Source organism: Ruegeria haliotis (assembly GCF_013377785.1).
GTDB classification, from domain to species: Bacteria; Pseudomonadota; Alphaproteobacteria; order Rhodobacterales; family Rhodobacteraceae; genus Ruegeria; species Ruegeria haliotis.
In genome coordinates this window covers 546,296-565,326 of the sequence record NZ_JABXWT010000001.1, presented here as the reverse complement: position 1 = coordinate 565,326, position 19,031 = coordinate 546,296, and the positions used below count along the sequence as shown (strand labels likewise).

Annotated in this window: 15 protein-coding genes; 8 read left to right on the top strand and 7 right to left on the bottom strand. The window is 55.3% G+C overall.

What is annotated here, in order from left to right:
* The 6 genes from HW561_RS02825 (at window position 1) to HW561_RS02800 (ending at window position 7,645) form a co-directional block, all read left to right on the top strand.
* On the top strand, window positions 1-1,257 hold the full coding sequence (locus HW561_RS02825) for a nitrous oxide reductase family maturation protein NosD (RefSeq protein WP_176861700.1): 1,257 nt from the start codon (window positions 1-3) through the stop codon (window positions 1,255-1,257).
* Window positions 1,247-2,140 (top strand): ABC transporter ATP-binding protein, encoded by an 894-nt coding sequence (locus HW561_RS02820; RefSeq protein WP_176861699.1) that lies wholly within the window; start codon window positions 1,247-1,249, stop codon window positions 2,138-2,140. The genes HW561_RS02825 and HW561_RS02820 overlap by 11 nt, the downstream gene beginning before the upstream one ends.
* Window positions 2,137-2,958: an ABC transporter permease gene (locus HW561_RS02815; protein WP_176861698.1), complete on the top strand. Its 822-nt coding sequence runs from the start codon at window positions 2,137-2,139 to the stop codon at window positions 2,956-2,958. The genes HW561_RS02820 and HW561_RS02815 overlap by 4 nt, the downstream gene beginning before the upstream one ends.
* A complete protein-coding gene (locus HW561_RS02810; RefSeq protein WP_176861697.1) occupies window positions 2,955-3,470 on the top strand; it encodes a nitrous oxide reductase accessory protein NosL in 516 nt (171 codons plus the stop codon). The genes HW561_RS02815 and HW561_RS02810 overlap by 4 nt, the downstream gene beginning before the upstream one ends.
* Window positions 3,467-4,369 (top strand): FAD:protein FMN transferase, encoded by a 903-nt coding sequence (locus HW561_RS02805; RefSeq protein ID WP_176861696.1) that lies wholly within the window; start codon window positions 3,467-3,469, stop codon window positions 4,367-4,369. The genes HW561_RS02810 and HW561_RS02805 overlap by 4 nt, the downstream gene beginning before the upstream one ends.
* A gap of 336 nt (window positions 4,370-4,705) precedes the next feature.
* Window positions 4,706-7,645, top strand: coding sequence for a matrixin family metalloprotease (locus HW561_RS02800; RefSeq protein ID WP_176861695.1), 2,940 nt, complete (start codon window positions 4,706-4,708; stop codon window positions 7,643-7,645).
* A 258-nt stretch (window positions 7,646-7,903) separates the two neighbouring features.
* Here HW561_RS02800 and xylA read toward each other — a convergent pair whose 3' ends face one another.
* The 4 genes from xylA to xylF all read right to left on the bottom strand — a co-directional run bounded on the left by xylA (window position 7,904) and on the right by xylF (window position 12,405).
* Window positions 7,904-9,211 (bottom strand): xylose isomerase, encoded by a 1,308-nt coding sequence (gene xylA, locus HW561_RS02795; protein ID WP_176861694.1) that lies wholly within the window; start codon window positions 9,209-9,211, stop codon window positions 7,904-7,906.
* A gap of 10 nt (window positions 9,212-9,221) precedes the next feature.
* Window positions 9,222-10,025 (bottom strand): ATP-binding cassette domain-containing protein, encoded by an 804-nt coding sequence (locus HW561_RS02790; RefSeq protein WP_176861693.1) that lies wholly within the window; start codon window positions 10,023-10,025, stop codon window positions 9,222-9,224.
* Complete coding sequence (locus HW561_RS02785) at window positions 10,025-11,323, bottom strand: sugar ABC transporter permease (protein ID WP_176861692.1); 1,299 nt, start codon at window positions 11,321-11,323, stop codon at window positions 10,025-10,027. The genes HW561_RS02790 and HW561_RS02785 overlap by 1 nt, the downstream gene beginning before the upstream one ends.
* Window positions 11,324-11,385: 62 nt before the next feature.
* Window positions 11,386-12,405, bottom strand: a complete 1,020-nt coding sequence (gene xylF / locus HW561_RS02780) for a D-xylose ABC transporter substrate-binding protein (RefSeq protein ID WP_176861691.1) — start codon at window positions 12,403-12,405, stop codon at window positions 11,386-11,388.
* Window positions 12,406-12,556: 151 nt separating this feature from the next.
* Here xylF and HW561_RS02775 point away from each other — a divergent pair, with 151 nt between their 5' ends.
* Both HW561_RS02775 and HW561_RS02770 read left to right on the top strand, forming a co-directional pair.
* The gene (locus HW561_RS02775; protein ID WP_176861690.1) at window positions 12,557-13,774 is read left to right on the top strand and encodes an ROK family transcriptional regulator; all 1,218 of its coding nucleotides are present in this window, start codon (window positions 12,557-12,559) and stop codon (window positions 13,772-13,774) included.
* Window positions 13,764-15,275, top strand: a complete 1,512-nt coding sequence (locus HW561_RS02770; RefSeq protein ID WP_176861689.1) for a CRTAC1 family protein — start codon at window positions 13,764-13,766, stop codon at window positions 15,273-15,275. Before HW561_RS02775 ends, HW561_RS02770 begins: the two co-directional genes overlap by 11 nt.
* Here HW561_RS02770 and HW561_RS02765 read toward each other — a convergent pair whose 3' ends face one another.
* Genes HW561_RS02765 through xylB form a run of 3 tightly spaced genes read right to left on the bottom strand, consistent with a single transcriptional unit; the run spans window position 15,276 to window position 18,978 of the window.
* A complete protein-coding gene (locus HW561_RS02765; RefSeq protein WP_176861688.1) occupies window positions 15,276-16,574 on the bottom strand; it encodes a cytochrome-c peroxidase in 1,299 nt (432 codons plus the stop codon).
* The gene (locus HW561_RS02760) at window positions 16,571-17,524 is read right to left on the bottom strand and encodes an aldose epimerase family protein (RefSeq protein WP_268952713.1); all 954 of its coding nucleotides are present in this window, start codon (window positions 17,522-17,524) and stop codon (window positions 16,571-16,573) included. The genes HW561_RS02765 and HW561_RS02760 overlap by 4 nt, the downstream gene beginning before the upstream one ends.
* On the bottom strand, window positions 17,521-18,978 hold the full coding sequence (gene xylB, locus HW561_RS02755; protein WP_176861686.1) for a xylulokinase: 1,458 nt from the start codon (window positions 18,976-18,978) through the stop codon (window positions 17,521-17,523). Before xylB ends, HW561_RS02760 begins: the two co-directional genes overlap by 4 nt.
* Between the last annotated feature and the right edge of the window lie 53 nt (window positions 18,979-19,031).

The following is a 19,031-nucleotide window of genomic DNA, read 5'->3' as shown; positions in this document are numbered from 1 at the left end:
ATGCGTTGGCCCCTGCTCATACCGCTCCTGCTCGGCTCGCCTCTTTGGGCGGCGGATTGGGATGTGCCCAACCGAGCGGGGGCCATCAATGAAATACTGGCGCAGGCGGCGGATGGAGATACCCTTCGCCTGAGCCCCGGTGTTTACACCGAAACTCTGGTTCTGGACCGGCCCGTCACCATTGACGGGTTGGGACAAGCCACCATTGACGGACAAGGCGCGGGCAGCGTCATCACCGTGACCGGACCGGGTGTAACCGTGCGCGGTCTGAAGGTGATCGGCTCGGGCTCAAGCCATGACGGGATCGACAGCGGTATCCAACTGACCAAAACGGCCAAAGCGCCGGTGGTCGAGGATAACGTACTGTTGGGTAACCTCTATGGCGTTGACATTCACGGCGCCAAAGACAGTATCGTGCGTGGCAACCGGATCGAAGGGCGTCAGGACCGGCGAATGAATGACCGGGGCAATGGCGTCTATGTCTGGAACGCGCCGGGTGCTGTGGTTGAAGACAATGACATCCGGTACGGGCGCGACGGGGTCTTTGTGAATTCGTCCAAGAAGAACACGTTCACTGGCAACCGGTTCCGCGATCTGCGCTTTGCGGTGCATTACATGTATGCCGATGATTCCGTGGTCAGCGACAATGTCTCGATCGGTAACGATCTGGGCTATGCGGTGATGTTTTCGACCAATGTGAGAGTTGCAAACAACGTCTCGATCAACGACCGCGAACATGGCGTGATGATGAACTACGCCAACAAAAGTGTCATCACCGGCAATGTGGTGAAAGGTGCCAAGGAAAAATGCACCTTCCTCTATAATTCCAACAAGAACGAATTCACCGACAACTGGTTCCAGGGTTGCGGCATCGGCATCCATTTCACCGCTGGGTCCGAACGTAACCGCATCGTTGGCAACGCCTTTGTCGGCAACCGGACGCAAGTCAAATACGTCTCGACCAAATGGGTCGAGTGGTCCGAAGACGGGCGCGGCAATTACTGGTCCGATTTTGCCGCCCTGGACGTGGATGGCGATGGCATCGCCGATGCCCCCTATCGGCCCAATGACAGTATGGACCATGTGCTGTGGACCCAACCCTCAGCCAAATTGTTGCTCGGCTCTCCTGCCGTGCAGCTGGTGCGCTGGTCGCAATCCGCTTTCCCGGCCTTGCTGCCGGGCGGCGTGATCGACAGCAACCCACTGACGAATGCCCCTGAACCCCCAGCTATGAAAAAGGTGCCTCATGACGGATAAGGCCCTGACGATTGACCACGTCTGCAAGGATCGCGGAAAAACCCGCGTTCTTGATGATGTTACCCTGTCCCTAACCCCTGGTCAGCGCGTTGCGCTGCTGGGCCATAACGGCGCGGGCAAGTCCACCCTGATCAAATCCATTCTTGGCTTGATCCCGATTGAGGGCGGAGCCATTCGAATTGGTACAGCGACCCCCGGCAGCGCTCAGGCGCGGCGGGATACGGCCTATTTGCCCGAGGCGGTCTCATTCCACCCGGCCCTGACCGGGCGGGAGCAGTTGGCATTGTTTGCGCAATTGTCGGGCTCCAATGCCAACGTGCCCGGCCTGTTGGACCGCGTTGGCCTCAGCGACGCGCTGGACCGCCGGATCGGAACCTATTCCAAGGGGATGCGGCAACGTCTGGGTCTGGCGCAAGTTCTGCTGGGTCAACCGAAAGTGGCGCTGTTGGATGAGCCCACATCGGGCTTGGACCCGATCTCGCGGCAGGATCTCTACGCCATCATTGATGAACTGGCGGCGCAGGGCACGGCCGTTCTAATCGCCTCTCACGCGCTGACCGAGGTTGAGGCCCGCACGGATCGCATCGCGATCATGCGCAAGGGGCAAATGGTTGCCGACGACACATTGAACAACCTGTCGGCCTTGGCCGGCCTGCCAATCCGATTGCGGGTGCGCGCCAGCGACAACGCGGACGCATTGGCCGCTGAACTGGGTGGCAATCGTATTAACGGCGCGTCGGTCGAATTGCTCTGTTCACCGGAGGACAAGATGGAAGCCCTGCGCCGTATCGCCGGCATGGGCGACGCGGTGGCGGATGTGGAAATGACACCGCCCAAGCTGGAAGACCTGTATCGCCATTACGCTCAGGAGGATTTGCAATGACCCGCTTCCTCGCCATTACCCGCACCGAGATGCTGATCCTGCGCCGCAATCGCTGGCTGCTGGTCGCGACACTTATCATGGTGCTGTTCGCGCTGGCCCTGACTTTTGCGGGCAGCGCGCCAACGGGAACACTGGGCGTTGACATGCTGACTGTTTCGGTCGCCTCGATGACCACGCTGTCGGTGTACCTCGCGCCCCTTCTGGCACTGATGATCGCCTTCGACGCCATTGCAGGTGACGTGGACCGGGGCAGTCTTTCCCTTTTGCTGTCTTACCCTGCCGGACGCGGAGAAATCCTGTTGGGTAAATTCACCGCCCACCTTGCCGCGCTGGCCTTTGCTATGACCATCGGTTTCGGCACAGCCGGGGCCGTGGCCGTGTGGTTCGGTGGCGCAGGCCCGGAGAGCCTGATGGCGCTGGTACGCCTGATCCTTACCTCTGTTCTGCTGGGCGCCGTGTTCCTGGCGTTGGGATACCTGCTGTCTGCGTTGGCGCGGGGCGCCACGGCAGCGGCAGGTCTGTCGGCCGGGCTTTGGCTGATCTTTGTCGTCCTCTATGATTTGGGCCTGTTGGGGGCCGTCGTCATGGATGAAGGCGGCACCTTCACCCAATCCGTCTTTCCATGGGTGATGGTGGCCAACCCGGCCGACGCATTCCGTCTGTGGAACATTGCCGCCACTGAAGGCGTAGCGATGGCGTCAGGCATGACCGGCGCCGCGCAAGCCCTGCCCGTTTGGGCAGCGCCAGCCTCGTTGCTAATATGGCCAGTGCTGGGATTCCTCCTTGCCCGCGCCGCATTCCGGAGGGTCGAGCCATGAAGCGCCTCGCCCTGATCGCCCTGCTGGCGCTGGCCGCCTGCAAAGAAGAACAAGTGGCCGCCCCCGATCCGATAGATCTGACGCCCGATGCGCTCAGCTTTTTCTGCCAGATGAACATCGCCGAGCATGGCGGCCCCAAAGGGCAGATCCATCTGGAAGGCTACCCCACGCCGCTGTTCTTTGCACAGGTACGCGACATGGTGGCGTATCTGAAAAGCCCCGAGCGCGACGCCAAGATCACTGCCGTGTATGTCAGCGACATGGGGGTCGCACCCAACTGGCGGCAGCCTGGCATCTCAAACTGGATCGCAGCGGATAGTGCGACCTTTGTCGTGGGCGCTGATGTGGCGGGCGGCATGGGTGCGCGTGAGGTTGTCCCTTTTGCCGACCCAGAGGATGCCGAAGCATTCATCCTTAGATATGGCGGCGCGGCGCTGCCCTTGAATGACATCCCGGATACCGAAGTGTTGGGACCCGTCAATCTGGACCTGATACTGGAGACACCCGCATGATCCATTTGTCCCGCCGTCGTTTCTTGTCCATCTCTGCCGCCTGTGCAGCCCTGCCCACAAGCGCGGCCACGGCACCCACTGCCCGGTGGCGCGGTACTGCTCTGGGTGCTGCGGCCAGTCTGCGGTTGGAAGGATTGACCGACGCGCAAGCCGCACCGATCGTCAACGCCATAGAAACAGAAGTGGCGCGGCTGGAGGGCATCTTTAGCCTGTATCGTCCTGAATCCGAGCTCAGCAGGTTGAACCGAGATGGACACCTCTTTGCCCCGGCACCCGAATTGTTGACTGTCCTCAGCTTGTGCACAGCCCTGCATGACGCATCCGATGGAGCGTTCGACCCAAGTATTCAGCCCGTGTGGTACGCTTTGGCAACCGGCGCATCCGCATCCGAAGTGCGATCAGCCAGAGAAGCGACCGGGTGGCACAACGTATCCATTGAAACAGCTGCAATTCGATTGCCACAACCGGGCGTCTCGGCCCTGACGTTGAATGGGATTGCACAGGGAGCTATCACCGACCGTATTGCTGCATTGCTCCGATCGTTCGATTTGCACGATGTTCTCGTGGACATGGGCGAAATCGCGGCCATGGGACAAAGGATGGACGGACGCCAATGGCGCGTCGGTCTGGCCGGGCCCGAAGGTTCCGTGCAGAAGCATTTGAGTCTTCGCGACAGAGCGGTCGCGACCTCAGCTCCGGAAGGTACATTGCTTGGGAGCGGACAGGGCCACATTCTGAATCCGAACGGCTCGAACCCCTTTCACAAAACCCTGTCGATATCTGCCCCTCAGGCGGTTATCGCCGACGGCCTGTCAACCGCGCTGTGCCTGGTTCCACACCAGCAAGTGGACGCCGTATTGCGAAACTTTCCAGACGCAAAGCTCGAATTGTTGATCTAATCCCTGAAATCTTGACGCTGCGGCGGAACATCCGGCTTTGGCAAGGCTACGTGATGATACGTCGCCATCCTTTCCTTGATTTGGGTTGCAACGCATTCCCTGACGCACCTAACGAGGCGGAAACCCCTCATTGCACAATCACGGCAATCGCTCGAATGGTGCTGACGATCTGCAACCGTTGTTGAGGGCACATCACACTCGGCCCGCATGAAACAGAACCCTCTGGACACATCTTAAGAAAGTGTTCACTTTCGCCGTCAAAGCGGGAAAACTGCCATAAAAATGACAACTTACGCATGAAATTAACCTCATGTTGATACCTCTTAAGGCCCAGCTATGACTGTATCTAATATCCCAAGCCCTTCTCCTTTCTCCCCACTCAGCGCAATTCAGGGAACTGTTGCCTATGGCGACGGCCTCGCGAATACGACGACTACGATCAAGTACAACTTCCACCAGTTTAGCAATACTCAATACTGGACCTCTGAATACAAGGCTGACTTCAAGGCTGCCCTTGCAGCGATAGAAGCAGTCGCCAACATCCAGTTTGTTGAGGTCTTCAATCAGCAAGACGCAGACATTTATGAAGTGATCGCCCCTGGCTCCGTTTTGGATCCCGATAATCCGAACCTTTTGGGCTTTCATTCTGGACCGGGTCAGAATCCCTCAATTGGCGCATTCAGTACCGATTATTGGGATGCTGGCTCCAATGGCAACGGCGATCCTGGCGGGTATTTCTTCACGACATTGCTGCATGAGCTTGGCCACGCGTTAGGTCTGGGGCACCCGCACGATACCAGTCTTGGCACCACGGTGATGAATGGCGTTACATCCGAATTCAATTCATTCGGCGCTGGCAATCTGAACCAGGGTATTTTCACTGTCATGTCCTACAATGACGGTTGGACCGATGCCAACGGACTTCTGCCACTTGATGCGAAATGGGGCGGATCTACAGGGCTTGGTGCTTTGGACATCGCGGCACTGCAAGCGATGTATGGCGCAAATACGTCAAACAATGGTGGCACCAACAGCTATAACCTTGCGTCCTACAACACGTCGGGCGTTGGGTATCAGGCGATTTGGGACACCGGCGGCATTGATACGATCCGACATACCGGCAGCGGTGGGGCTCAGATCGACCTGCGCCCGGCTTCGTTGGATTACTCCGTGCTTGGCGGTGGCGGTGTTTCATATGTGTATGGGGTCCAGGGTGGCTTTACCATTGCGCACGGTGTCGTCATCGAAAACGCCTCGGGTGGCTCTGGCAACGATACGATTGCCGGGAATACCGCAGAGAATGTCCTGAACGGCAACGGTGGCCACGATCTGATTTATTCATTTTCCAACGGCTCCAACAACAACACCGTTAACGGCGGCCAGGGTAACGACACCATTCATGTTGCCAATGGGGCTGGTGCCGATACGGTAAACGGCAATGAAGGAAACGACCTCGCTATCGTGAACAACAATGCCGGATCGTTTGACGGTGGTTCGGGGATTGACACCATAAGGTTCATCAGTGCGACAAGCAGCTATCTGTTCATTAACAACGGTAGCAGCTACGAGTTTCTGAATGTCCTGACATATGTCACTTTTACCGTGTCGAACGTTGAACTGTTTCAGTTTCTGAATGGAGCTCAACAATACGATCTGGCAGGATTGACATCCGCAACATTGATTTCCGATATCGACACGACGGACACCGTGCTGCAACACGCAGCCCACGGGATTTATGTGCTGAACGGCGGTTCATCCAATATCGCTGTTACAATGAATGGTCAGGTTATAGGGGAAAACTCATTTGCTGGCTGGGAGGCGATCCAAACCGAGACCTCTGGTGGCGGCTATCGCTTGTTGTGGCAACACAGCAACGGGACCTATTCGGACTGGACATTGAACAGTCTGGGACAATTTGTATCCGCCACCGAATTTACCAATGTCGTCGACGTCGAAGAATTTTATGGGGCTGATCTCAACAACGATGGCGTAGTCGGACATTTTGTCTCCGCAGTCGAAAGCGCCGGTTCGACAACCCTGGCCTCATCGACGCATGGCATGTACCTGATCGACGGCAGCATCGAAGTCACCCAGAACGGTGAGTTCAGGGGCCCTGACAGCTTTGCCGGTTGGGAAGCGATCCAGGTCGAAGCCTCAAATGGCGGCTATCGGTTGTTGTGGAAAAGCGCCGACGGCACCTATTCGGACTGGACACTTGACGCTCAGGGCGCGTTTGTAACTGCGGTCAACTTCACCGACCCCATCGATCTAATCGATGTGGAAACGCTCTACGACGTCGATCTCAACGACGACGGAGAAGTCGGGCATTTCAACACGACGATCGAGAACAACGACATTTCCCTCGCCTCGTCGACACGTGGCGTGTACGTGATCAACGGCACCATCGACGTCACCCAGAATGGTGAGTTCAGGGGCCCTGACAGCTTTGCCGGTTGGGAAGCAATCCAGGTCGAAGACTCAAATGGCGGCTATCGCTTGCTGTGGAAAAGCGCCGACGGCACCTATTCGGATTGGACGCTCGACGCTCAGGGCGCGTTTGTGTCCGCTGTCAACTTCACCAATCTCGTCGATCTAATCGATGTGGAAGAGTTCTATGGCGTCGATCTCAACGACGACGGAGAAGTCGGGCATTTCAACACGACGATCGAAAGCACCGGCTCGACAGAGCTGGCCTCGTCAACACGGGGCATGTACCTGATCGACGGCAGCATCGAAGTCACCCAGAACGGTGAGTTCAGGGGCCCTGACAGCTTTGCCGGTTGGGAAGCGATCCAGGTCGAAGACACGACTGACGGCTATCGGCTGCTGTGGAAAAACGTCGACGGAACCTATTCAGACTGGACACTCGACGCTCAGGGCGAGTTTGTAACTGCGGTCAACTTCACCGACCCCGTCGATGTGGAAGCGTTCTACGGTGTCGATCTCGATGAAAGTGGGTTTATCGGCCCCGTTCCTCCAAAAATCGCCCCATCGATCTCGGTTAATCAAAAGGTCGCCCTCAATTCCGTTGGTGTTGACGCTCTCGACTGGGACGCCTCAGCCGATGAGCTGGAATTCAAAGCGTTGCCGCAAGATACTGCTGAATACGCGCGTTCGACGGGTTTGCCGGGCTTGGATGATTTTGATTTTGTCAGTCTTCATGCGTCTGGCGACGTTCCAGCCTCACCTTTGGACGCGGCCGCTGAGCCCGATGATCAAATTCTTCCCGATCTGCTGTTTGCCAACATGATGGAAGAAGACTCCTTCCTGATCTGAGTTGGTCGGGCCCCATGGTACTGCCTGCCAGTGCCATGGGGTCCGGTTCGAGCATTTGAGTGCAAGAGGGTTCGGATCACATCGTAGCCAACAATGAGATCCGAACCCACAAACGCAAGCGCCACGGGTATAAGCTACCGTTGGTCGCGTGTCTTACGGCAAGATTCCAAATCAGGGTTCACTGTTTGATTGGGATTGGTGTGGGGGGCAGAGGTCGCCCCCTGCTCGCCCCAGACCAGTTTCTTTCGTCAGTGTAAATCAGACAAACCTGTTCACATGGTTCTCTAACAATTCCTGTCGACCAGATTGCGGCTCTGGGTTGATATTCTCTCTGAGAACACGAGAAGAGATTTCCTCAAGACTGCTGCCCAACATGGACTGCGCCTCCGGGGAGTTCCAACCGGAATACCTGTGGGCCAAATCGGCCTCAAGGCCACCATCCTCAATCATTGCGGCAGCAGCCTTTAGCCCTCTGGCACATATGTCCATACCACCGACATGTGCTGCGACAAGATCTTCTGCGTTGATCGATTGTCGGCGCAACTTCGCGTCAAAATTGGTTCCACCAGTCGAAAACCCGCCAGCCTTCAGAATATAGTAATAGGCCAGAGCGACCTCTGGTGTGTTGTTCGGGAACTGATCTGTGTCCCACCCGGACTGGTAGTCGTTCCGGTTCATATCGATAGAGCCCAACATGTCTTCTGCTGCGGCTACGGAAATTTCATGTTCGAAACTGTGACCGGCAAGGATTGCGTGACCCTGTTCGAGGTTCAGCTTCACCTCGTCTTCAAGTCCGTACTTCCTGAGGAACCCGATGCAGGTTGCGGCATCATAGTCATATTGGTGTTTCGACGGTTCCTGCGGCTTGGGTTCGACCAGTATGGTACCTTTGAACCCGATTTTGTGCTTGTACTCCACAACCATGTTCAGAAACCGACCCATATGATCGAGCTCTGTTTTCATGTCGGTGTTGAGCAGAGTTTCGTACCCTTCTCGCCCGCCCCAAAGTACATAGTTTTCACCGCCCAATTTATGGGTGGCATCGATGCATGATTTCACTGTGGCGGCCGCAAAAGCAAAAACATCCGGATCGGGATTGGTGCTGGCCCCTGCCATCCAGCGTCTATGGCTGAACATATTGGCAGTACCCCAAAGCAATTTGGTTCCAGCTGACTGCATCTTTTCACCGATATAATCGGTAATTTCATCCAGCGTTTTAAGATTGTCAGCAAAGTTCCCCTGTTCGGGTCTAATGTCTACATCGTGCCAGCAAAAGTAAGGTTGGCCCAGAATCTCGAACATCTCAAAGGCGACATCCGCTTTCATCCGCGCACGTCCCATGTCGTCCTGCGGGTGCCACGGGCGAACAAAAGTTGACCCGCCAAAGGGGTCTCCACCTTCCCATGCAAAGGAATGCCACCACGCCACTGCAAACCTCAGGTGATCTTCCATGCGTTTACCCATAACGATTTCGTCAGGGTCGTAGTGGCGGAAGGCGAGAGGGTTTCTGCTATCCGTGCCTTCGTACCGGACCTTTTCGATCCCTTCAAAGAATCCGCTTGTCATGGCGAGTACCTTATTCCGTTTTTTGCCCGGGTTTCTTACCCAGAATAATCATCGACAAAAGATCGTCGTCGGTCACATCGGGGATATCCACCGTTCCGACCAATTGCCCGTTCTTCATGACGGACGCGCGATCGCACAAGTCCATGACAGCGTGGACATCATGATCGATCAGGAAAATCCCGATGCCCTGCGCCTTTAGTTGATGGATTAGCTCTGCGACCATTTGTGTCTCATGCGGACCCAGCGCCGCGGTGGGCTCATCCATGATCAAAATGCGGGCGTTGAAATAGACCGCGCGCGCGATGGCCACAGACTGCCGCTGACCACCAGACAGTGCAGAAACAGGGTCGTTGAATTTCTGAAAGTTCGGGTTCAGCTGTGCCATGATCTTTCGGCACTCGGCCTCCATGGCTGCATCGTTGACCAGCCCAAAAGACGTTATCATTTCCCGGCCAAGGAAAAGGTTTGAAGTCGCATCCAGATTGTCGGCCAAAGCGAGCGTTTGATAGATTGTCTCGATGTTGTTTGCGCGCGCATCCCGTGGATTGTTGATCTCAACCGATTTCCCATCGATCAGGATCTCTCCATGGTCCATCTGATAGGCACCAGACAGAACCTTGATCAAAGTAGACTTCCCTGCCCCGTTGTGCCCCAGCAGGCCGACAACCTCGCCCGGGTAGAGATCAACCGACACATGGTCCACCGCCTTGACCCCGCCGAAGGAAATCGAAATGTCACGCATTTCAACCAATGGCGCCGCTCCCGAACCGCGACCCGAACTCAGAGGCGTTTTCTGCGTTTCCTGAGCTTGCATTACTTTGCCCCCAATCGCTTGCGATAGACGATGTCGATATAGACGGCCAAGACCAGTACGCCGCCGACAACGATGTTCTGGAACGGTGCATCTACGCCGACCATCGCCATACCGGACTGAAGCGCCTGCATGATCAACGCACCGAGTATCGCGCCATAGATGGTCCCTATCCCGCCCGACAGTGCAGTTCCTCCGATGACAGCAGCTGCGATCACCCGTAGTTCATCCAGTGTACCGATATCGTTGGAGTGGTTGGCCAATCGCGCCGAAGCGACCACAGCCGAAACGGCACAGAGAAAACCCATCAGTGCGAAAATTTTTACCGTCAGCAGTCGCGTATTGATTCCGGACAGCTCAGCCGCATCCGGATTTCCACCAGTGGCAAAGATATACCGGCCAAACCGGGTTTTGCGCGCCACAATAGTCAGGCTGACGGCAACGATAATCAGAATAAGAACCGAAATCGGAATGCCGTACCCAACAACCAGGCCTTCCGGCATCGTTTCGCCACGGGCTTCAAACATCCGTTGCAGCCTGCGGGTCGGAATAGCGTAGCTGTTTACGACGTACACATATCCGAGTATCGCGACCGCAATAATGCCAGCCAAAGTGGTCTCAGCCCATACAGGTTTGACTGGGAAACCATGGGCGGCCTTCGCTCGTCTGCCGCCCCAGAGCGCCCAGATCGCGATTGCCGTGGCGAACAGACCAAACATCCAGCTTGTCGTTGTTCCTAACGTACCGTTTGTCCCACCGAACATCAGGAATGTGCTGTCCAAAGGTCCAATCGTTTGTCCCCTGGTCAAATACCACGCTACGTTTCGCCAGACTAAAAATCCACCAAGCGTCACAATGAAGGCGGGAATTGTCAGATATCCAACCATCCAACCATGAAACGCCCCGATCAGCGTTCCGACCAGAAGACCGACCACAATCGTGATCGCCCACGTCGCCGGGTTGCCCAGACCCATCCCCAGAATATGCGGCAGCAACTCGGTTTGCGTTACCGCCATCACTGCTGATGCTGTTGCCAACAATGCGCCAACGGAAAGATCGATGTGGCGTGTGACAATAATGAAGACCATTCCACAGGCCATGATGGCGACGGACACCGTCTGTATCGACAGGTTGAACAGGTTTCGAGGCGTCAAGAACCGCCCATCGGTGAAGATGTTGAACCCGATACAAAGGATGATAAATGCGCCGATCATTCCCAAAAGCCGCATGTCCAGTTCCAACTGCTGGAACAGGCTGGGCTTAGCTTTCTGAGGTACCGGCTGAGACGAAGTTTCGGTCATATCCGATCTTTCATATTCAGCAATGGTCCCCGGCCCAACAGTGTAGGCCAGGGACTGTGGGTTTAGTTACAAGGTGCAGGGCCGTTTTCAACGCCCTGACACAGATCCTCCAACGGGATCCAACCGGCATCGACAACAACCGACAGGTTGTCCTTGGTGATCGGAATCGGCGCCAGGAAGACCGAGCTCATCTCTGTGCCACCCGGTGATGTCCAGCTTACCGCGCCTTCGACGTCGGCCGAGCTTGTTCCGCTGCTCAGTGCGACTGCGATTTCACCGGCTGCTTTACCAAGCTCGCGGGCATCCTTCCAAACCGAAACGGTCTGAGTGCCCAGCGCAACCCGGTTTAAAGCAGCATGATCGCCATCCTGCCCCGAGACTGGAATACCTTCCATGCCCTGTGCTGTAAGTGCCGCAACGACGCCGCCGGCGGTTCCGTCATTTGATGCGACGACCGCGTCAACGTTGTTCTCATTCGCGGTCAGGAGTTGCTCCATGTTTCGCTGCGCGTTGGCTGGAAGCCAGCCATCGGTATACGCCTCACCGACGATAACGATGTCTCCGCTCTCGACCGAGGCTTGAATGATCTCTTGCTGACCACCCCTCAGGAAATCCGCGTTCGGATCGGTGGGCGAGCCTTTGATCATCACGTAGTTGCCTTTGGGCATAGCGTCAAAAACCGCGCGTGCCTGCATCCGTCCAACTTCGACATTGTCAAAGGTCAGGTAAAAGGCACGGTCGTCTTCGATGAGACGGTCGTACGCGATTACAGGAATACCTTCATCAGCTGCCGCCTGAACCGCTGGTCCAATGGCCTGAGCATCTTGCGCCAGAATAATCAGGGCATCGACACCCTGCGCGATCAGGCTTTCGACATCTGACAGCTGTTTTGCGGAAGACGATTGCGCATCCGCCGAAAGGTATTCGGCGCCACCGGCTTCAAGCGCGGATTTGATCGCAGCCTCGTCTGTTTTCCAACGTTCTTCCTGAAAGTTGGACCAGCTAACGCCAACAACTGGTTCCGCGAACGCAGTAGTACCCAACAGTGCAACTACAGCTGAGAAGCTGAGAATTCGGTTCATGATTTTCTCCCATTTGCTGAGTCATCGCTTCTTGATTCGTGACTCTCACAACTTTGAATATCATATTTATTTCAGCCGGTAAAATATTTAGTCTATTAGAAGCCCCAAATTCCAAATAGATTGAAGCGGCAACTAGATTCGCGAGGACACCATGCTGAAAAGCAGCGCTTCTCCAAATTCGATGGACCAAAGAAATCTGACCCGTCTGCGCGTTCTGGAGCACATTCGAGCAAAGGGGGCGATCTCCCGAATTGATATCGCCAGCGCGTTACAAACCAGCCCCGCGACGATTACTGCCGCAACCGCCGACCTTATATCCGCTGGCCTGATCAAAGAGATCGAAGGTGAACCACAATCCAAGACTGCAAAGAGAGGGCGGCCCAGGGTCTCGCTCCAACTGGATGGCAGTTCTTTTATTGTTGCCGGGCTCAAGATCGCGCGTCACGTGATCTCAGTCATCATCGTTGATTTTGAAGGCAATGAAGTCGCATCGCACAATCACCCCCTTGATCACGCCCGAATGACCCCAAGCGCTTTCGTGAGTGCCATTCGCACTGCGCTGGAGGAGGCATGCGCGTTGATGGATGGGTCACTCCGGCATCTATCCGGCGTTTCCATCGGAATTGCGGGCCTTGTCGAAGCCGACAAAAACTTTGTGCATTGGTCGTCATCGCTTACAGAGCGGAACGTTGACTTAAGTCGGTTATTGGAGGCAGAGCTTCCCTTCCCCGCGTTTATAGAAAATGACACGAACCTCGTTGCAAAGGCAGAACAGCACTTTGGGCTGGGCAAAGGTTTGCGGAATTTCCTGGTGGTCACGATCGAACATGGCTTGGGTCTTGGTATCGTGTTGGACGGCAAGCTCTACCGAGGAGAAAGAGGCTGTGGGGCAGAGTTCGGACACATCAAAGTTCAACTTGATGGTGCCTTGTGCCAATGCGGACAACGTGGATGTCTTGAAGCGTATGTCGGTGACTATGCGCTCATCCGTGAAGTGACCGTTGCCGGTCAAGGCAAAGGCACAGAAACAGTTGCAGATATCCGGGACAGCGCCAGATCAGGAGATCAAAGGGCGATTTCAGTTCTTGAGCGCGCGGGCCAGATGTTTGGTCTGGGATTGTCCAATCTGGTCAACCTGTTTGACCCCGAGTGCATTATCCTGTCCGGGGCTCAGATGAGCTTTGAGCACCTTTGCTCCGAGGAGGTGATGAACCGCCTTCAAAGCGGCGTTGTGAATGTCGATGCTCCGCTACCGGAAATCAAAGTCAATCACTGGGGCGATCTGATGTGGGCCAAAGGCGCGGCGGCTTATGGGATCGAGCAGGTCTCAATCCTCAAAGTAAAGGAACTGGCGGCGCATGCGTCTTGAACTCACTATCCTGATTGTCTTCGCAACGGCGGCCAGCGGGGAAACCGAAGTTCCACGATTTGGAAAGATCGACGTTGCGAAACATGTTTATGACGGAGGTTGGGAACATTTCGTGGGCGGCGGAGTGGCCGTGTTTGATTGCGACGGAGATGATCTGCCCGAGTTTTTTGTTGCGGGTGGTTCCAATCCCGCCAAACTGTACAGAAACACATCGCAGGACGACATCTCGTTTCGCGCAGATACTCCTGACCAATTGTCGCTAACTGGCGTGACCGGGGCTTACCCTCTGGATGTTGATAGCGACGGTGTTCTGGATCTGGCCGTTTTACGTGTCGGAACCGACGTCATTCTCAAAGGCGGGCCAGATTGCACATTCAACCCTTTCGACAGCTTTGGATTTCAGTCCGAAGATCATTGGACAACTGGCTTTTCAGCGACCTGGGAGGCGGATCAATCCCTGCCCACATTGGCGTTCGGCACCTATGTGGACAGGTTCAATCCCGAGGGCCCTTTTGAGACATGCGGACCAACGGTTCTCTATCGACCCGAAGGGAAGACATATCGAGAGCCCGAGCACCTTGAGCCCGGCCACTGCTCTCTGTCCGTGCTATTTTCAGACTGGGCGCGAACCGGGCGTGCAGATCTGCGCGTCAGCAACGACCGGCATTACTATGTGCGAAACGGACAAGAGCAATTATGGGCGATGGAACCCCAGCCACGTCTGTATTCGCAGGACGATGGTTGGTTGCCCTACTCTATCTGGGGAATGGGGATCGCCTCGCGAGATCTGACGGGTGACGGTTTTGCGGACATCTACCTGACGTCCATGGGCGACCAGAAGTTTCAGGTTTTTGATCCTGAGGCCAAGGGCCCTACTTGGCGCGATGCGACCTATGGCAAGGGTACGACAGCCCATAGACCCCATCTGGGGGATGATGGTCGGCCATCGACTGGCTGGCATGCCCAATTTGGTGACGTAAACAACGACGGGCTGGACGATATCTTTGTCGCCAAAGGAAATGTAGAGCAGATGCCCGACGCAGCGCTGAGTGACCCCAACAACATGCTGTTGCAGCAAGAGGACGGCCAGTTTGTCGAGGCCTCAGCCAAGGCTGGCGTCGCCTCGATGGCAAAATCTCGTGGTGCTGGTTTGTCGGATCTCAACAACGACGGATTGCTGGATCTGGTGGTCGTCAACCGTGGCGAAGACTTGGAGGTATATCAAAATCAGTCCCAGATTGGGAACTGGCTTTTGGTGGATGTCGCCCAAAAACAAGCCAATCGTTTAGCTGTTGGTGGTTTTATCGAGGTCAGAACCGAGCTCGGGGTACAAACCCGCGAAATCACAATTGGCGGCGGGCATGCCAGCGGCATTGCGGGGCTTCATCACTTTGGCCTGGGGGATGCCGATCTTGTTGAGTTGCGGATGGTTTGGCCCAACGGCGACGTAACTGAATGGCAGGATGTCAGCCCCGGCCAAATCGTCCGCATTCAACGTTAGTCACTGATCGACCACCAGCCCACTTGGAACTTCCTTTGGAACACCCAATCGAACGGCGGGATCTTCAAGACTGCTCAAAAAACTCAGTATCGCGCTTATGTCTTGGTCTGTCAGGCTTGTGGGGTTTAAGGCGTTGGCCTCGGCAATTGCCTGCATGTTTCCTGTATCAAGCAGAGGCAACTGATCTTCTGCACCCTGAAAATCAGGTAATACCGCCAATTCCATCGAATATGCGTTGAGTGATCTCACCGGATCGAGATGATGTCTTATCACATCCTCAAGTTTCGCGAAGGCGCCGTTGTGACCGTATGGCGCCGTCAGCGTCACGTTTCGCAACGAAGGTGTCCTAAACGCAAAGGCATCACTTGTATTGCCGGTGACACGTAGGCGTCCGTCATCCCGAACATGGTTTTCAAATCGCGCCGCTTTTCCGGGTCCAATCTGTGGCATTGCGATTGAATGAAACGCATGGTCCGTTTGCAACCAACCCGAATGACAGCTGCTGCATGCAGCCTTACCGTAGAAAAGCTGCATACCGCGCTGTGCCTCGTCGGATAGCTCTTCGTTGCCTTGCATCGCCCGGTCGAACGGACTGTTGTCAGCCCGCCATTCGAAGGCAATGAAGTCGGCAATTACATTTGCGATCGCCGTGAAGGTAATCTCCGGATCAGGCATGACATCTTCGAAGCGTTGTTCATATTCCGGAATTGCCGCGACACGGGCGGCAATCAGGTCCCAAGCGCCCCCGTCCTGAGTTAGAAGTCCAAGACGGACTGCCTTGCTCACGTCATTTTCAGAATAGTGGCCGGCCATTTCATCGGGCGACAACACGGGAAACATCGCCTGTGCTGCCAAGGCTGACTGGAAACCTGATCTCATATGAGTGCCCAAGGGCGTTCTGATGCCATTTGGCTGATCAGGATCAGTTTCAAGCCTGCCGTCATGAAAGAACGTGGTGAATTCTTTTGCCCCAAGGTTCCAAAGTCCTGGGGAATTACGCGGAATGCGCTGTTCCGGCCGGTTGTTCGAATCGATCCTGCGCTCTGTTCCCAGCCCAATCCCACCTTCACCGATCCCAAGTGACAGACCATCCGAAGTGCCCAGATTTGGATGATGACATGTGGCACAGCTGGTATTCCTGTTTCCGGACAGGATCGGATCATAGAACAACAGCTGCCCCAACTGGGCTTTTTCAATGTCTGGTTCGACAAACTCTGGTCGCGGTCCAAGCTCTTGTGCGCTAGCAGCGTTGAATGCAAACCAAACACCGAAAGCGGCCGCTGATAAATTACGCTTCACGCATGACCCCCAGAAATTTCCAAGATAAGGGTTTGATGATACGGATTGTCCGGCGAGCAAATGATCGCCGGAAAAGAGGAAATGTTGGGGGCATTGGGATATCCTGACGGCTCGATACACAACCCTGCGCCACTTTGGAAAGGATCGGACAAGTGAGCGGCGGTATAAACCTGCGCCCCCGGCTGGTCGGAGTAAACACTTAGTTTGAAACCCGAAGGCGCTCCGACCTCCGCCACCGGGCGCTGATGGTCCCTATTTGGAGCAAAAACAAAATAGTGATCTATGTCCATTGCGGTGTCACCGATCGGTTTTGATGAAATAAAGTCCAGCCCGTTTTCTCGCACCCCTCGAACCAGCCCAGAGGGGATTCCCTGATTATCGATATCGAGAAACCCATTTGAAGCCAGTTTCAGACAGTTGTCGGAAACATTTCGGTCGCTTCCCAACGAATAGTAATTGTGCTGTGCAACACTGATAGGCGTCGGCCGATCCACCTGCGCAGAAATTGAATACGTAAGACGCGGGAAACTTAGGTATACGCGAACCTCAAACCTGACTTCTCCCGGAAATCCGTTCTCACCGTCAGGTGAAGTGTAATTTAAGACGGCTTCAACCGAAGAAATTTGTTCAAGGCTCCAATGTTGGCGGGACAAACCTGCCACTCCGCCATGGAGTGTGTTTGATCCTTCATTCGCGCTTAACGCATACTGAACGTCGCCCAGTTTGAATTGCGCGCCACCCATGCGATTGGCAACTCGTCCGACAATCGCACCCAAATAAAATGGATCCGTCAAATAGTCCTGCGGCTTATCATAGCCCAAAATCAACGGGGTATCATTGATCCACCACCCTTGGGTGATCGCCCCATAATTCAACAGGGAAACCTTCATGCCACCATCGTTAAGAACGGCTCTCTCAATATGGGCGTCTTTGTCCTGACGCGAGTTCATCGTGCAGCCAATGGTGACAAAGCCGCATAGTATTGTCTGTAACGTTGGTATTCCTTTTCGTAGACATCCAGCAGGTCTGCGCGCGGCTCAATAATCTCGGCAATTTCGGGGGGCGTCATGACGTCGTTTGGACTTGCTCCGCTCACTGCACACGCAGCCAGACGGGCAGCCCCAATCGCGGCCCCGAATTCACTGCCTTCAGGCAAAGCAAGCGGAACCTTTAGCACGGTCGCGAGAGCCTCTAGCCAGTATCGGGATCTCGCCCCCCCGCCTACGGCTAGCAAGCTGCTAGCTTGTGTTCCCGTGCTCTTGAGCGCCTCCAGACAATCCCTCATGGCAAATGCGACACCTTCCATCACGGATTTCGTAAGATCGACCGGCTCAGAAGACACATCAAGCCCAAGGAACGCACCACGAATATCGCTATCATTATGCGGTGTCCGTTCGCCAGACAGATAAGGCAGGAACGTAATCGCCGAAGGTCCGTCCAAAGTGTCTGGCAAGGCCTGAGCCAAAGATCCAACCGGCTGACCAAGATTGCGGGAAAGCCAGTTCATACTGTTTGTTGCCGAAAGGATGACACCCATTTGTATCCATCGCTCTGGGATGGCGTGGCAAAAACAATGTACCGCAGTTTCAGGAGCAGGGGCATAGCTGTCTTTCGCAACAAGCAGGACTCCTGAGGTGCCCAAAGACAGAAACCCTGTCCCCTCACTGATGCTTCCAATGCCGCAGGCTGCCGCGGCATTGTCACCTGCACCGCCTGCAACCAAGACTGGCCCGGACAACCCCCAATCTTGCACCAGTTTGGACTTGAGCTCGCCCCCGGGCGCGCTGCCTTCCACCAACCGCGGCATCTGGTCCACGCTCATATGACTTAAGTCGAGCGCTTTCGGCGACCAATGACGCCCTCCGACGTCCAACCACGAAGTTCCTGCGCTGTCGGACATCTCACTGACATACTCACCGGTCAACCAAAAGCGCAGATAGTCTTTTGGAAGCAAAACCTTAGTAACTTGCGCAAACACGTCTGGCTCATGCGCACGCACCCATTCCAGTTTGGGGGCCGTAAATCCGGGGAAAACAATGTTCCCTGTGATTGCCCGCATTTCTGGTATCTGGTCGAGGGTCGCCGCCTCGTGCGCAGACCTTGTGTCGTTCCATAAGATGCATGGCCTGAGCACCTTGCCGTCCGAACCCAGCAAAGTCGCACCGTGCATGTGACCACTTAGCCCGATACCCCGCACTGCGGAGAACGCCAGTTTGTTCGCTTCACGCAGTTTCGTAACAACATGCTTGCAGGCATCAATCCAATCTTCCGGTGATTGTTCCGACCAACCCGGCTTTTTCGTAGACGTTTCGATGCCTGCTTCTGCCTCGGCAACGATCTGCCATTCATCATCTACTAGAATCCCACGAAGACCTGATGTCCCCAAATCCAAACCGAGATACACTCGAAATTCCTCCTCAACACACATTGCCGAAAATGCTACCTGCAATGGTGTAT